We start from the raw sequence: 14,773 nt of genomic DNA, 5'->3' as shown, positions 1-14,773 counted from the left end.
CATTCAATCACCTTTCTGACGGTGCCATGCAGCGAACAAACAAGACAATCCAATTGATCGAATTCAAGGGCACCACACTGCCAGTGGTCGTAGTCACTCTGCGCTCCCTGCAGCCTGAAGCATTGGCCGAGGCAGCCAGCCGGCTATTCGGTGACGATGACTTTTTCGACGGTGATGCTGCTTTGCTCGAGCTGGCACAACTCGCCGATGTGCCCGAAGCCGACTGGCGACGTGTCAAACAGGTGCTGAAGATGCATGGTTTGAACGTCATTGGCGTCCGTGGCGGCAGCGAGGAGCTCCGCCACAGCGCGGCCTTCGCCGGCTTGCCGACCTACGCGACCAGCACACGTCCGGTTGCGGCGAACGACGAATCAGTACCGGCAGCGGCGGTCGCCGAGTCAGCGCCCAAGGCCGTACCACCACCGGTGCCCGCGGCCGTGAGTCCGCCGACATTGTTCATCGACCGGCCATTGCGTTCAGGACAGCAGATCTATGCACGTGGCGGCGACCTGGTGATTCTGGCTGCGGTCAATGCCGGCGCCGAGGTCATTGCCGATGGCCACATTCACATCTACGCGCCCCTGCATGGCCGCGCACTCGCCGGAGCCAGCGGCGCTGCCGGAGCCCGAATCTTCTGCACCCGCTTTGATGCCGAACTGGTCTCCGTAGCCGGGCTGTACAGAACCTTCGATGGAGGAGTTCCGATCGAACTGGCCGATAAACCGGTGCAGATCAGACTCTCGCAAACACCTGCCGAGGAAGCGAGCATTCTGATCGTCGAAGCATTGCGCATCGACTAGCGAAAATGGCGCGAGTGGATAGGCAGCAGCGAATAGCCGAGTCATTCAACAGAAGACATATTCTGCGGGTAGAATCTCTTTTTTCATTTGCGGGGAAAAATCCGTGACACGTATCGTCGTCGTAACGTCCGGCAAGGGTGGAGTCGGCAAGACTACTACCAGCGCCAGCTTCGCTTCGGGTCTGGCCCTGCGGGGATACAAGACTGCCGTCATCGATTTTGACGTCGGCCTGCGTAACCTCGATCTGATCATGGGTTGTGAACGCCGCGTCGTCTATGACCTGGTGAATGTCCTCAACGGCGAATCGACACTCACCCAGGCACTGATCAAGGACAAGCATTGCGACAACGGCCATCTCTTTGTGCTGCCGGCGTCGCAGACCCGCGACAAGGATGCGCTGACCGAAGAAGGGGTGGAGAAAGTGCTCAAGGAACTCGAGCACATGGGTTTCGATTATGTTGTTTGTGATTCACCGGCAGGAATCGAGCGCGGTGCGGTAATGGCTCTGACCTTTGCCGATGAAGCACTGGTCGTCAGCAACCCGGAGGTTTCCTCGGTGCGCGACTCCGACCGCATCCTCGGCATCATCCAGGCCAAGTCGCGGCGCGCCCTGCTCGGTGGAGAACCCGTCAAGGAGCACCTGCTGATCACTCGCTATTCACCCAAGCGTGTCATGGAAGGTGAAATGCTATCGTTCAAGGATGTGCAGGAGATCCTGCGCGTGCCGATCATCGGCGTCATTCCCGAGTCCGAAGCAGTGCTGCAGTCATCGAACTCGGGTACACCTGTGATCCATCTGACGGATACCGACGTCGCCGGAGCCTATCTCGACGTGGTAGGTCGCTTTCTCGGCGAAACCATTCCCTTGCGCTTCGTCGACTATGAAAAGCCAGGCCTCTTCAAGAGACTGTTCGGGGGTAGATGAGCATGTCCCTGTTCTCCCTGATCTTCGGCAGCAAACCTAAGTCGGCAGCAATTGCCAGGGAACGCCTGCAGCTGATCATTGCCCACGAGCGTAATGGCAGTATCAGCACGCCCGATTTTATGCCGGCCTTGCGGGAGGAGCTGATGTCCGTCATCGCGAAGTACGTGTCGGTCAACCCTGAGGACATCAAGGTGTCGTTGGAGAAGCAGGGAAACTTCGAGGTGCTGGAGGTCAACATCGTCATGCCGGAAGGTGGCAGGAAACTCTGATCGCCTGCTTGCAGGAGCAATCGGCAGCAAATTGACGAGAATCAAGGGCTGCATTTCAGGCATGCCTATACTGCGTATTTCGCTCGACGAGGTCGCGTATGCCGCGCCAGAAAATCCCCCAACTGATTTGTCCTGCCGGCAGCCTGCCGGCGCTCAAGGCTGCGGTTGACCACGGCGCCGACGCAGTCTATCTCGGCTATCGCAACGACACCAACGCACGTAATTTTGCGGGCCTCAATTTCGATCAGAAGGCAATGGCCGAAGGCATCCGTTACGCGCAGTCGCAAGGCTGCGGGGTGCTGATGGCGATCAACACTTTTGCTCAACCCGGACGTACCGCCGACTGGCAGTATGCCGTCGATGGTGCTGCCGAACTCGGTGTCGATGCGGTGATCCTCGCCGACATTGGATTGCTTGACTACGCCTGCCGGCGTCACCCCGACCTGCGCCTACACCTCTCGGTGCAGGGCTCGGCGACCAACTACGAGGCGGTAAATTTTGCTCACCGCGAGTTTGGTATCCGGCGCGCGGTGCTGCCACGTGTGCTGACGCTGGCGCAGGTCGAGACGGTGATCCGCAACACATCGGTGGAAATCGAGATATTCGGATTCGGCAGCCTGTGCGTGATGAACGAGGGACGCTGCTGGCTGTCTTCGTATGCGACCGGTGAATCGCCGAATACCGTCGGTGCGTGTTCGCCGGCAAAGTACGTGCAGTGGGTCCGGTCGCCGGGACAGATGACGACCCGCCTGAATGGTATCTTGATCGATAGCTTCGGTGACGACGAGCCGGCCGGTTATCCGACACTGTGCAAGGGACGTTTCGAGGTTGACGGCGAAACCTATTACGCACTCGAAGAACCGACCAGCCTCAATGTCCTGGAAATCCTCCCGAAGATCGCCAACATCGGCATCGCAGCGATCAAGGTCGAAGGGCGGCAGCGTAGCCCGGCCTATGTCGCACAGGTCACGCGCACCTTGCGCGCTGCGCTTGATGAACTCGCCAAGAACGCGCAACACTTTCATGTCAAGTCGGTGTGGCAGTCTGAACTGGCGCGTGTCGCCGAGGGTAGCCAGGTGACGCTCGGCGCCTACAACCGTCCGTGGCGCTAGGAGGTCGGATGAAACTCGCTCTTGGACCACTGCTCTTCTTCTGGCCGAAACATGAGGTTTTCGATTTCTATGCCGAGATGGCGCAGCATCCGGCGATCGACATCTTCTATGTCGGCGAAGTGGTTTGCTCGCGCCGTCAGCAGCTTCGCGTCGCCGACTGGCTAGGCCTGGCACGCGACCTGAGCGACGCCGGCAAAGAGGTGGTCATATCCGCGCAGGCCCTGCTCGAATCGGAAAGCGATCTGAAGGCACTGCGTCGCCTGCTTGACGAACTCGGCGAGATCCCCGGTTGTCAGTTCGAGGCGAACGACCTCGGGGCGGTAAACCTCGCAGCCGGCCGTCCTTTTGTCGCCGGTCCCCATCTGAACATCTACAACGAGGCGGCGTTGGCCACCTTTGCCCGCTACGGCATGCGCCGTTGGCTGCCACCGCTAGAGGGTGATCGTCGGTTAATCGAAGCGCTGCATCTCAGTCGCCCGGTTGGAGTAGAGACCGAGGTCTTCGTTTTCGGCAAACTTCCACTGGCCTTCTCGGCACGCTGTTTCACCGCGCGTCGCTATCATCTCAACAAGGACGACTGCCAGTTCAAGTGTCTCGACCACCCCGAGGGAATCACCCTGCATACCCGTGAGGGGCAGCCATTCCTGGCCATCAACGGCATTCAGACGATGTCGGCACAGACCTACAACCTGTTGGCGCAGGTCCCCGAACTGCTGCGTATGGGCATTGAGGTCATCCGCATCAGTCCGCAACCGCAGGCAATGGCTGCAATCATTAACGCTTTCGACGCTGCACGCCAGGCGTTGGCAGTCGAAACTGATCCCGTCGGCTGGGCCAGCGAAGGACTGGTCAACGGTTACTGGTTCGGCAATCCTGGCATCGTGCAGCATCCGTAGGCTACCGTCACAGCACGGCAAGGAACTTATCAATGAGCAATCATTTTTCGATTCCCCGTTTCAGACTGCCGATCCTGTTCTCGGCGATCGGCTCGCATTTGCCACAATGGCCACACTCGCTGGCACTGGCAGCGGCGCTCAACGCGGCCGCCAAGCTGGGGTTGCTCCCGGCAGACAGTCTGGAACTGCTTGAAGGGCGCTGCTTCGTCATCGAAGTGCTCGACGCGGGTGGACAGGCGTCGTTCAGCTATCGCGGGGGCATCTTTCGACCGCTGTTTCGAGTCCCGGAAGTGCCGGATCTGTGCTTTCGCGCCAACCTCTCGGCTTTTCTGCAACTGCTGGTGCGCCAGGAGGACCCTGATACACTATTCTTCAACCGCGAGCTGTCGATCATCGGCGACACCGAACTCGGCCTACTGGTCAAGAACATGCTTGACGCCGTCGAGTGGCCGCCACTGACGAAAGCACCGATTATTCGTCACTGACCGGGCGCCGACCGGGCAGCGGCGGAGCCAGCCATGCGAACGCTACGGCCAGAGTTGCCGGACCACAGCGTGCTGGTGGATGGAGTAGCCTGTGCAATGGGCGCTGGCTTGCTGTGGGGACTGGTATTCGTCGTCCCTCTGATGCTGCCCGACTATCCGCCGGCGATGCTTTCTTTCGGTCGCTACCTCGGTTTCGGGGTCATCGCGCTGCTGCTCGCCTGGGCCGACCTACCACGCTTGCAACAATTACAGCAACAGGACTGGCTGATGGCTGGCGAACTGGCGCTGGTCGGCAACCTCCTCTACTATCTTTTTCTCTCGGCGGCGATCCAGCTCGCCGGCGCCCCTTTGCCGACGATGCTCATCGGCACGCTGCCGGTCGTCATTGCGGTCGTCGCCAACTTCGGTGCCGAAGCTTTGCCTTGGCGTCGACTGTTGCCTTCGCTGGCGGTCATCTCGACAGGCATCGCGCTGGTTAACAGCCATGAGATGGCGCTGCTCGATGGGCAGCGCAGCCATCATGACCATCTCCTGGGGGTGCTGCTCGCGATTGCTGCGGTAGTTGCCTGGACCTGGTACCCGATCCGCAATTCTCGCTGGTTGCGCCAGCGACCGGCGCTCGCTTCCGGTACCTGGGCGATAGCCCAGGGCTTGGTGACGCTGCCGCTTGCGGTCATTGGCATGACTGTTACCGGTCTCTATTTCCGTGGGCGAAGCGGTTTCGAGTTCCCGCTCGGACCACAAGCGCTACGCTATATCGGTCTGATGCTGACTCTGGGACTGTGCGCGTCGTGGCTCGGTACGCTGCTCTGGAACCGCGCCAGCAAACTGCTGCCAACCGCCCTTGCCGGTCAAATGATTGTTTTCGAAACGCTTGCCGCTTTTGCTTACGCTTTCATCTGGCGAGGCGTCTTTCCCGGCAACACAGCACTGATCGGCATCGCCTTGCTGATCGCTGGCGTGCTTCTCGGCGTGCGTGCATTTCGTCCAGCCTAAGCGGGTTATGAGTTGATCAATCTTTCCTTGCCGAAAGTCCTTCAACCATCAGGAACGCTAGGCAGGCGTCTATGCGCGCCGCCGTCAATCGCTACCGCCAGTCCCTCGGCTGCTTGACAGTTCTGACAATTTGGCGGTATCCACCAGCAGGTCTTCTCCTTCCCGAGTCAACACCCCCTTGGTTTGTAGTACCTGAAAAGTACGCGTCACCGTTTCACGAGTCAGACTGACCATGATGGCGATCTCTTGGTGTGTCGGTGCCTTGAGAATGCGCCGGTTGCCGTCGCCACCCATGGTCAGGAGTTCCAGATGTGCGCAGATGCGTTGCAAGGGATTGTTCAAACCGAGAATCTGGCGATGGTTCACCTGGATGCGCACTCTTTGCGCCAAGCGCCGACACAGGGCTTCGGCCATCAAAGGCGTCGAGAACAACAAGGGGCGAATCTCGGCGCCCGGGACGAATACTACCTGGGATGCGCTATTGGAGATTACCAGTTCTGGCTGCGTCTGACCGTCGATCAGCGCCAATTCCGCAAAATAGTCGCCTGGATCGATGAAATAGAGGCCGACTTCCCTCCCGTCGAGGGTAAAGTCGATCGCTTGCAGGCGACCACTGACCAGGAAACACAGGTTACGGGGGGCACTGGATTTCGGCAGCACCACCTCCCGTTTAGCAAAGGTCTGGGTACTGGCCTGACCGGCAAGCCGTTCCAACTGATCTGCGGGAAGCGAGTTAAGTAGCGGAAATTGCTGCAAAAGAAGAGGATGTACAGCCATGGCGGGGATTATATCGCTTGTCTTTGCCCGATGCCGGTATTGGCCCGCTCAAGCGGATTCTGACAGCTCTTGTGGTAGACGAGCGATCCGCCAGTTGCTACCATGGCTTCATCTTGAGGCCTTTTTGGATATCGAAATCAAAATGCGTTGCTTCGCGTCTTCAAGTGTGTTGGAGTCACGTTCCATTCTTCTGGTCACCGCAGGCTATCGGGATTCCTGATGGCAGACTTGTTGCTGAACTATCTTGAAGGAACCGAGGGTGCCGGCAAGGTGCTGGCGCACGCGCGACTCCTGGTCAAACTGGCCGGTCTGTATCAAGAGATCGTTCCTGCGCATCTTGGCGAGGCCAGTTGCGTGGCCAATTACAAGTCGCGAGTCGTGGTGATTCACGCCAGCAATGGCGCGGTGGCCACCAAGCTGCGTCAGTTGGCGCCAACGCTGGCCGAAAAACTGTCGCAACGGGGGCTTGAATGCGCCAGCGTGCTGGTCAAGGTACAGGCTCGGCTAGAGCAAGCAGCGATCCCTGCGCCGAAGCAGAAGCCACTCAGCGCCAGAACCAGCCAGGAGTTGGCGGCATTGCGTGATTCGCTGCCGGCATCATCGGGATTGCGAACGGCAGTCGAAGGCCTGCTGGCACTTGCGGCTAGACAGGAATAACAGCCACCCGCTCAAGGATCATCAGCGCGAAGACCAGCAGTGCGACGATCAACGAATAGCGAAACAGGCTCCAGGCGAACTGCAGATAGCGCGCGTCGCGGGTGAACAGAAAGGCCAACACGCCGCCGGCAACAGTGAGCGCCGTCAATACCGCCAGCAGGCGCAACAACCACATAAGGTCAGAAGGCTGGCAAGGTCAGCCAGCGCGAGACGGTTGCTGGTACCGGCTCGCGGTCCTCGAAGCTGGTGTACTCCCAGGCTGCCGGGGTGGCCAGAAGTGCTCGGGCCAGCGCATTGTTCAACGCGTGCCCGGATTTATGAGCACTGAATGAAGCCAGTAGGGGATGGCCGAGCAGGTAGAGATCGCCGACGGCATCGAGCACCTTGTGCTTGACGAACTCATCGCTGTAACGCAGACCATCGGCGTTCAACACCCGGTACTCGTCGAGCACGACTGCATTTTCCAGGCCTCCACCTTGTGCGAGACCGTTTTCGTGCAGCCACTCGACTTCCTGCATGAAACCAAAGGTCCGAGCCCGCGCCACTTCACGGATATAAGAGTGCTCGGCAAAATCGATGGTCACCTGCTGACCGGTGCGATCGATTGCCGGATGGTTGAAGCCGATTGAGAACGACAGGCGGAACCCATCATAAGGATCGAGGCGCGCCCATTTCTCGCCAGATCGGTCCATTTCACGCACTTCAATCGGACGTATGATCCGGATGAAGCGCTTGGCCACCGGTTGTTCTTCCATACCGGCCGACTGAATCAGAAAGACGAATGGTGAGGCCGAACCATCGAGGATTGGCACTTCGGCGGCATCGAGGTCAACAAAGGCGTTGTCGACTCCCAGGCCGGCGAAAGCCGACATCAGGTGTTCGATGGTCCCGACCTTGGCGCCGTCGCGCTCCAGACACGAGCACATGCGCGTATCGCCGACGAGCAAGGCCGACGCCGGCAAGTCAACCACCGGATCGAGATCAATTCGCCGAAAGACGATGCCCGTGCCCGGAGCAGCCGGGCGTAAGCTGATGCTTACCTTGGCTCCGGAGTGCAGGCCGACACCTGCCGCGCGGACAATCGACTTGAGCGTTCGCTGCTTTAACATGTATCTGAAATAACGATGAAATTGGCGAATTCTAACACACGCTGAGCGGCTCTGGAACTCGCCAGTCCTTGCAGGGAAATGAGGACTTGCACGGCCTAGTCAGCCTGTTTCCTCAGAAATGCTGGAATATCGTAGCGGTCCACACCGCTATTGGCCAGCGCTTCGACGGTTGCGCTGCGCCCCTTGCGAACGATTGCCGGGACCTGATCGAGCGACGAGTAGTCAATGTTCGCGGCATGCGAGAACCGGCCGTCGGTGCCGGTACCCTGGTTAACGACGCTGTTGATCACCTCGAAGCGTTTGGCCTGTGCCTGGCCAAGACCGGTGGCCACCACCGTCACACGGATTTCCTCACCCATGTTTTCGTCGTAAACGGCACCGAAGATGATATGTGCGTCGTCAGCCGCAAAGGCGCGGACGGTGGTCATCACTTCATTGACTTCCTTCATTTTCAGGGAACGCGTGGCGGTGATGTTAACCAGTACCCCCTTGGCGCCTGAAAGGTTGACACCTTCGAGAAGCGGAGATGAAACGGCGCGTTCCGCAGCGATCCGTGCCCGGTCGACTCCCGCAGCGTTCGCGGAGCCCATCATGGCCATCCCCATTTCACCCATCACCGTCCTTACGTCCTCGAAGTCGACGTTGACCAAGCCCGGAAAGTTGATGATTTCGGCAATTCCGCCAACCGCGTTACGCAACACGTTATCCGCGGCCTTGAAGGCGTCGTCCATGGAAACATCATCACCGAGAACGTCCATCAGCCGGTCATTGAGAATGACGATCAGCGAATCGACATGCTTCTGCAACTCGGCAATCCCGACGTCTGCCACTTTCAGGCGTTTGCCTTCGAACCCGAATGGTTTGGTGACCACAGCCACGGTCAGCACCCCGAGTTCACGGGCCACTTCGGCAACGATCGGTGCGGCTCCGGTACCGGTTCCGCCTCCCATGCCGGCGGTGATGAAAACCATGTGTGCGCCTTTGAGAGACTCGACGATGGCATCGCGCTCCTCGATCGCCGCGCTGCGCCCGGCTTCGGGCTTGGCGCCAGCGCCGAGGCCGGTCTTGCCCAGTTGCAGCTTATGAATGGCGATGCTGCGGCCGAGTGCCTGCGAGTCGGTATTCGCGGTAATGAAATCCACTCCATTGACACCTTCACGGATCATGTGATCTACAGCATTGCCACCGGCCCCCCCGATTCCGATCACCTTGATGACGGTATCCCGTTCGCTTTCTTCCTTGTCGATGATTTCAAACATTCACGTCTCCTCTGCAAAAAGTTAAAACATTTTCAAAAAAACCGGTGATTATAGTCGGCGACCCGCTCAGAAGTTCTTCTCGAACCACGACTTCATGCGGCCGAAAACCTGTTTGACATCGCGTGTCTCCCTTACCTTCAAGCCGCGCTTGCGTTGCGTCTGTGCCTCAAGCAGCAACCCACAAGCGGTTGCAAAGCGAGGGCTCTGCACCACGTCGGAGAGGGCACCCTGATACTTGGGAACGCCCAGGCGAACCGGCATATGAAAAATCTCCTCGCCGAGTTCGATCATCCCCGGCATCACAGAAGCTCCGCCTGTCAGCACGATGCCGGAAGACAACACATCCTCGAAACCGGAACGTCGGAGTTCCGCTTGAATCAGTTCATACAGTTCCTCCACACGTGGTTGAATGACATCCGCCAGCGCCCGGCGAGACAGCTTGCGAGAAGGGCGATCATCGACGCCGGCGACGTCGAGGACGTCTGCCGGGTCCGCCAGATGGGCCAGCGCACAGCCATACTTGCGCTTGATGTCTTCTGCCTCTCTTGTCGGCGTACGCAATGCCATTGCAATATCGTTGGTAATCTGGTCACCGGCGATCGGAATGATCGAGGTGTGACGAATAGCGCCCTGTGTCCACACGGCCAGATCGGTGGTACCGCCACCGATGTCAATCAGGCAGATGCCGAGGTCCTTTTCGTCCTCCGAGAGGACGGCGCAGCTTGACGCAAGCGGTTGCAGAACCAGGTCGTTGACCTCCAGTCCACAGCGGCGAACGCATTTGACGATATTCTGGGCAGCCGAGACCGCACCGGTAACGATGTGCACCTTCACCTCAAGGCGAAAGCCGCTCATGCCGATCGGCTCGCGGATGCCGTCCTGGTCGTCGATAATGAATTCCTGCGTGAGAATATGCAGGATTTCCTGGTCGGCGGGGATGGGCATGGCGCGCGCCGTCTCAATCACCCTTTCGACGTCCATCGTCGTGACTTCCTTGTCCTTGATGGCGACCATTCCGTTCGAGTTGAAGCTTCTGATGTGGCTGCCGGCGATGCCGGTATACACGTCGCGAACCTTGCAGTCGGCCATCAGTTCGACTTCCTGGAGAACGCGTGAAATGGTGGCGACAGTCTCCTCGATGTTGACCACGACGCCTTTCTTCAGTCCTTTCGATTCCTGCGAACCCATGCCGATGACGTTCACTCGCCCTTCCGGAGTGAGTTCGGCGACCAGCGCGACAATCTTCGACGTGCCGATATCGAGTCCGACGATCAAATCCTTGCTATCCCTGCTCATTTCTTTCCTTTGATTTCTTGACCTGCACTGGCCGGAAAGCGCAATGCGAAACCGTTTGGATACCGCATATCCACCGCCACCGGCCGTCCATGGCGGGGGTCCGACAAAGTCGGGTAGTAATCCACGAAACGCTGCAGGCGCATACGGATCGGTGCCTTGGCCTGCTCACGACCGAGTTCAATCAACATTCCATCCTCCAGCTTCAGGAGCCAGGCCAGACGCGGCGACAAAACCACCTGCGCCGGCAGTCGACCACTGGGTTTCAGGATCTGCGCGAACTCCTCGTAATGTCGCAGAATCTCGGCCGAGGAGCCCGTCGGCCCACTCAACCGGGGCAGCGGCTGCTCCCGTGACAGTGAAGCCGGAAAAAGTTCGCCATAAGTATTGACCAGTTGTCCATCCCCATCGCCCCAATAGGCGGCCGCCTGATGTTCCTCGATACGGACCTCTAGGTATGACGGCCATCGCCGCCAGACCTCGGCACGTCGTACCCAGGACAACTGCTCCAGTGACCGACGCAGTGCATCGACATCGACGGTAAAGAAATTGCCGCGCAACAAATCCGACAGCGACTGCTCGATTTCGCTGCGCCGCACCTCCCGCAGTTCCTGTGTCACCTGCACCTCGGCCAGAGGAAACAATCGCAGACGTGGCGTTCCCCATACGACGGCCGCGACCAGCAAGGCAGCAGTCCCTGCCAGGAAAAGCAGATCCGAGACGGCCGTCAGCAGGTGCGGTTTGTGCCACATCGCTCATCCCAGGGTGGCAAGTGCGAGTACGCGCACCACCAGTTCGTCATAGCTCATTCCGGCTGCACGCGCAGCCATCGGCACCAGTGAATGGTCGGTCATCCCTGGCGAGGTGTTTACCTCTAGGAAGTAGGCCCGACTTTCACCCGTCACCGTCGCCTCGTCCATCAGGAAATCGACCCGACCCCAGCCGCGACCGCCCAGGATCCGGAATGCTTCGAGTGCCTGCTGGCGAAGTTCGTCTTCCAGGTTTTCCGGGAGACCGCAGGGACAACGGTAAGCGGTATCGTCGCGCAGGTATTTGGCTTCGTAATCATAGAATTCGCTACCCGGCTCGATCTTGATGATCGGCAGCGCCTGATCGCCGAGGATGGCGACCGTATATTCGCCACCCAGGATCGCACGCTCGGCGATTACCAGTGAATCATGTCTGGCGGCTTCTGCGTACGCCGCGCCAAGTTCGCTGGCACACTTGACTTTGCTGATGCCGATTGACGACCCCTCGCAGACCGGCTTGACGAACAGCGGAAGCCCCAGTTCTGCGGCTACCTGTGCAAGATCGCTGGTGCCACTGAGTAGCGCGTATTCCGGCACCGGTAAACGCGCGGCACGCCAGAGCAATTTGCTGCGCCATTTGTCCATCCCCAGCGCCGAGGCCAACACGCCACTACCCGTATAGGGAATGCCCATCAGTTCGAGCACCCCCTGGATCGTGCCATCTTCGCCATGGCGCCCGTGCAGCGCGATAAATGCGCGCTCGAAAACCGCCAATTCGTCGAGCTTGCGCTCCGCCGGGTCGAAAGCATGCGCGTCAACGCCCTGCCGCAGTAACGCCGCCAGCACGCGACGGCCACTGTTCAGGGAAACCTCGCGCTCGGCGGAGCGCCCTCCGAAAAGGACCGCAACCTTGCCGAAATTCTGGACGTCCATTGTCCTCACCTTAAGCGGCTGCCCCAGCCAGTTTGCCGGGAACCGCACCGATTGAGCCGGCACCCATCGTCATCACCACATCGCCATCGCGGGCGGCATCGAGAATCGCTTGTGGGAGATCGCCAATGGCTTCGACAAACAGCGGTTCGACCTTGCCGGCGACACGCAAGGCACGTGCCAGGGCTCGACCATCGGCGGCAACGATCGGCTGTTCACCGGCGGCATACACTTCGCTCAGCACCAGCGCGTCGGCCCCCCCCAGTACCTTGACGAAATCGTCGAAGCAGTCGCGTGTCCGGGTATAGCGATGCGGCTGGAAAGCCAATAACAGGCGACGACCGGGGAAAGCGCCGCGCGCGGCCGCGAGCGTTGCTCGCATCTCGACCGGGTGATGACCGTAGTCGTCGACCAGCGTGAATTGTCCGCCGCTCGGCAGGGCAATCTCGCCATAGCGCTGAAAACGTCTGCCCACTCCTCTGAATTCAGTCAATGCCTTGGTGATGGCGACATCGGCAACGCCCAGTTCACCAGCAACCGCAATCGCTGCTAGGGCATTCAGGACGTTATGTCTTCCTGGCAGATTGAGTGTAACCGGCAGGCGGTTGATGCTGCCGTTGACGCGCACGCAATCGAAACACATCTGACCATCGACTGCCGTAACGTTTTCGGCATAGCAATTTGCCGAAGAATCAAGACCGTAGGTGACGATCTGCTTGCTGACCAGCGGCATGATTTCACGGACGTTGGCGTCATCGGCACAGAGCACTGCGACGCCGTAGAAAGGCAGGCGTTGTAGGAAATCGACGAAGGATTGTTTGAGCCGGCTGAAATCATGGCCATAGGTTTCCATATGGTCGGCGTCGATGTTGGTGACGATCGAGATCACTGGCGAGAGCAGCAGAAACGACGCGTCAGACTCATCGGCCTCAGCCACCAGAAAGTCGCCTGAACCCAAACGGGCATTGGCGCCGGCGGCGTTGAGACGGCCTCCGATGACGAAAGTCGGGTCCATGCCGCCTTCGGCAAGGATCGACGCCACCAGGCTGGTCGTCGTTGTCTTGCCGTGCGTACCGGCGACGGCAATTCCCTGCTTGAGTCGCATCAGTTCGGCCAGCATCTGCGCGCGCGGTACTACGGGTACCTTACGGCTGCGTGCTGCGATCACCTCGGGATTATCGGACTTGACTGCGGAAGAGATCACCACCGCATCAGCGGCGGCAACATTCGCGGCCGAATGCCCGACCACTGTGCGCACACCGAGGGCAGCCAGGTGTCTGGTCGTGGAACTGTCGGTCAGGTCCGAACCGCTGACCGAAAACCCGAGGTTTGCCAGTACTTCGGCAATACCACTCATACCGGCGCCGCCGATCCCAATGAAGTGGATATTCTTGACCTTGTGTTTCATGTGACAAGTTCCTCGCACATCCGGGCAAGCTCCGCCGTCGCCTCGGGTTTAGCCAGTTCACGTGCTCTTTCCGACATTTCCTGGAGGTGACTGCGCGGATATTTGCAAAGCTCGCTGATCGCTTCCGGAGTCATCTGCTCCTGTGGCAGCAGGATGGCGGCACCAGCCAGCGACAGGAAGTTCGCGTTGCATGTCTGATGATCGTCCACCGCGTGTGGAAAGGGGATCAGAACACTGGCCACGCCGGTAGCCGCCAGTTCGGCAATGGTCAGCGCACCCGCGCGACAGATCACCAGGTCAGCCCACTCGTACGCTCCGGCCATGTCTTCGATGAAGGCAACACAGTGTGCCTGGACCGAAACGGCGACGTAATTCTCCCGTAATTGTGCCAGATGCTTCTCTCCAGCCTGATGCACCACCAAGGGCCGTTGGTCGGCATCGATCAGGGCCAAGCCTTGGGGCACGATTTCATTCAGCGCAACGGCTCCCTGGCTGCCGCCGAGAACCAGTAAGTGCACCGGTGATTCGCGACCGGCAAGACGCTGTGCCGGCGCAGGCAGACGATTCATCTCCGGACGCAGCGGATTGCCGACCCAGACGCCACGCGGCAACGCATTTGGAAAACCGCAGGCGACCCGCCTGGCAAATCTGGCGAGCACCCGGTTGGCCAGGCCGGCGATCGAGTTTTGTTCATGAATGATCAGCGGGTGACCAAGCAAAGCTGCCATCAGGCCACCGGGAAAGCTGACGTAACCGCCCATCCCGAGAATCACATCCGGTCTGACCCTGCGAATCTCGCGCCGTGCCTGCCAGCAGGCGGTCAACAAATGGAATGGCAGCTGCAGTTTCCGCAGCAAGCCCTTGCCGCGCAACGCGGCAAACCGCACCCAGGCCATCTCGTAGCCATGCCCGGGAACGAGTCGAGCTTCCATGCCATCCGGCGCTCCCATCCAGACGACGCGCCAGTCCCGGCTCTTGAGTAGATCGGCCACGGCCAGCGCCGGAAAGACGTGTCCGCCAGTTCCTCCCGCCATGACCAGCAAGGTTCTGTTCATGCCGGAAATCCGCTGGGAGGGGGAGCCGCCAAAGTCGAGACGAACAGGCTACG

At 59.5% G+C, this 14,773-nt stretch carries 17 protein-coding genes; 8 read left to right on the top strand and 9 right to left on the bottom strand.

Annotated elements, in window-relative coordinates; genetic code table 11:
• The first annotated feature begins 53 nt into the window (after window positions 1-53).
• From minC to AW06_RS02495, 7 genes are all read left to right on the top strand, one after another.
• Window positions 54-800: a septum site-determining protein MinC gene (gene minC / locus AW06_RS02525; RefSeq protein ID WP_246148317.1), complete on the top strand. Its 747-nt coding sequence runs from the start codon at window positions 54-56 to the stop codon at window positions 798-800.
• Between the two features lie 103 nt (window positions 801-903).
• Window positions 904-1,725, top strand: coding sequence for a septum site-determining protein MinD (minD, locus tag AW06_RS02520; protein WP_034945069.1), 822 nt, complete (start codon window positions 904-906; stop codon window positions 1,723-1,725).
• Window positions 1,726-1,727: 2 nt separating this feature from the next.
• Window positions 1,728-1,994 (top strand): cell division topological specificity factor MinE, encoded by a 267-nt coding sequence (gene minE, locus AW06_RS02515; protein ID WP_034927629.1) that lies wholly within the window; start codon window positions 1,728-1,730, stop codon window positions 1,992-1,994.
• 98 nt (window positions 1,995-2,092) lie between these two features.
• A complete protein-coding gene (locus AW06_RS02510; RefSeq protein ID WP_034945066.1) occupies window positions 2,093-3,106 on the top strand; it encodes a peptidase U32 family protein in 1,014 nt (337 codons plus the stop codon).
• 8 nt (window positions 3,107-3,114) lie between these two features.
• Entirely contained in the window at window positions 3,115-4,002 is an 888-nt protein-coding gene (locus tag AW06_RS02505) for a U32 family peptidase (RefSeq protein WP_034945063.1), read from the top strand.
• Between the two features lie 32 nt (window positions 4,003-4,034).
• Complete coding sequence (locus AW06_RS02500) at window positions 4,035-4,487, top strand: SCP2 sterol-binding domain-containing protein (RefSeq protein WP_034945060.1); 453 nt, start codon at window positions 4,035-4,037, stop codon at window positions 4,485-4,487.
• A 33-nt stretch (window positions 4,488-4,520) separates the two neighbouring features.
• Window positions 4,521-5,483 carry a DMT family transporter gene (locus tag AW06_RS02495; RefSeq protein WP_171047218.1) on the top strand — a complete coding sequence of 321 codons (963 nt, stop codon included), beginning with the start codon at window positions 4,521-4,523 and terminating at the stop codon, window positions 5,481-5,483.
• An 84-nt stretch (window positions 5,484-5,567) separates the two neighbouring features.
• On the opposite strand, the gene AW06_RS02490 is transcribed toward AW06_RS02495, so the two are convergent.
• The gene (locus AW06_RS02490) at window positions 5,568-6,197 is read right to left on the bottom strand and encodes a Crp/Fnr family transcriptional regulator (protein WP_034945057.1); all 630 of its coding nucleotides are present in this window, start codon (window positions 6,195-6,197) and stop codon (window positions 5,568-5,570) included.
• 282 nt (window positions 6,198-6,479) lie between these two features.
• Between AW06_RS02490 and AW06_RS02485 the strand changes: the two genes are divergently transcribed.
• Window positions 6,480-6,917 (top strand): DciA family protein, encoded by a 438-nt coding sequence (locus tag AW06_RS02485; RefSeq protein ID WP_034945054.1) that lies wholly within the window; start codon window positions 6,480-6,482, stop codon window positions 6,915-6,917.
• Here the strand turns inward: AW06_RS02485 and AW06_RS02480 are convergent.
• From AW06_RS02480 to murG, 8 genes are all read right to left on the bottom strand, one after another.
• Window positions 6,904-7,092: a hypothetical protein gene (locus AW06_RS02480; RefSeq protein WP_034945051.1), complete on the bottom strand. Its 189-nt coding sequence runs from the start codon at window positions 7,090-7,092 to the stop codon at window positions 6,904-6,906. The genes AW06_RS02485 and AW06_RS02480 overlap by 14 nt on opposite strands.
• 4 nt (window positions 7,093-7,096) lie before the next feature.
• Window positions 7,097-8,026 (bottom strand): UDP-3-O-acyl-N-acetylglucosamine deacetylase, encoded by a 930-nt coding sequence (gene lpxC, locus AW06_RS02475; protein WP_034945048.1) that lies wholly within the window; start codon window positions 8,024-8,026, stop codon window positions 7,097-7,099.
• Between the two features lie 95 nt (window positions 8,027-8,121).
• On the bottom strand, window positions 8,122-9,285 hold the full coding sequence (gene ftsZ, locus AW06_RS02470; protein ID WP_034945045.1) for a cell division protein FtsZ: 1,164 nt from the start codon (window positions 9,283-9,285) through the stop codon (window positions 8,122-8,124).
• Between the two features lie 66 nt (window positions 9,286-9,351).
• Window positions 9,352-10,581 carry a cell division protein FtsA gene (gene ftsA, locus AW06_RS02465; RefSeq protein ID WP_034945042.1) on the bottom strand — a complete coding sequence of 410 codons (1,230 nt, stop codon included), beginning with the start codon at window positions 10,579-10,581 and terminating at the stop codon, window positions 9,352-9,354.
• Window positions 10,578-11,330: a cell division protein FtsQ/DivIB gene (locus tag AW06_RS02460; RefSeq protein ID WP_034945039.1), complete on the bottom strand. Its 753-nt coding sequence runs from the start codon at window positions 11,328-11,330 to the stop codon at window positions 10,578-10,580. The genes ftsA and AW06_RS02460 overlap by 4 nt, the downstream gene beginning before the upstream one ends.
• A gap of 3 nt (window positions 11,331-11,333) precedes the next feature.
• Window positions 11,334-12,260, bottom strand: coding sequence for a D-alanine--D-alanine ligase (locus tag AW06_RS02455; RefSeq protein WP_034945036.1), 927 nt, complete (start codon window positions 12,258-12,260; stop codon window positions 11,334-11,336).
• Between the two features lie 10 nt (window positions 12,261-12,270).
• A complete protein-coding gene (gene murC / locus AW06_RS02450) occupies window positions 12,271-13,665 on the bottom strand; it encodes a UDP-N-acetylmuramate--L-alanine ligase (RefSeq protein WP_034945032.1) in 1,395 nt (464 codons plus the stop codon).
• Complete coding sequence (gene murG / locus AW06_RS02445) at window positions 13,662-14,720, bottom strand: undecaprenyldiphospho-muramoylpentapeptide beta-N-acetylglucosaminyltransferase (RefSeq protein WP_034945029.1); 1,059 nt, start codon at window positions 14,718-14,720, stop codon at window positions 13,662-13,664. Before murG ends, murC begins: the two co-directional genes overlap by 4 nt.
• Between the last annotated feature and the right edge of the window lie 53 nt (window positions 14,721-14,773).

The organism is Candidatus Accumulibacter cognatus (assembly GCF_000584975.1).
GTDB classification, from domain to species: domain Bacteria; phylum Pseudomonadota; class Gammaproteobacteria; order Burkholderiales; family Rhodocyclaceae; genus Accumulibacter; species Accumulibacter cognatus.
The sequence above is the reverse complement of the archived record's forward strand: the minus strand, read 5'-3'. Positions and strand labels throughout refer to the sequence as shown.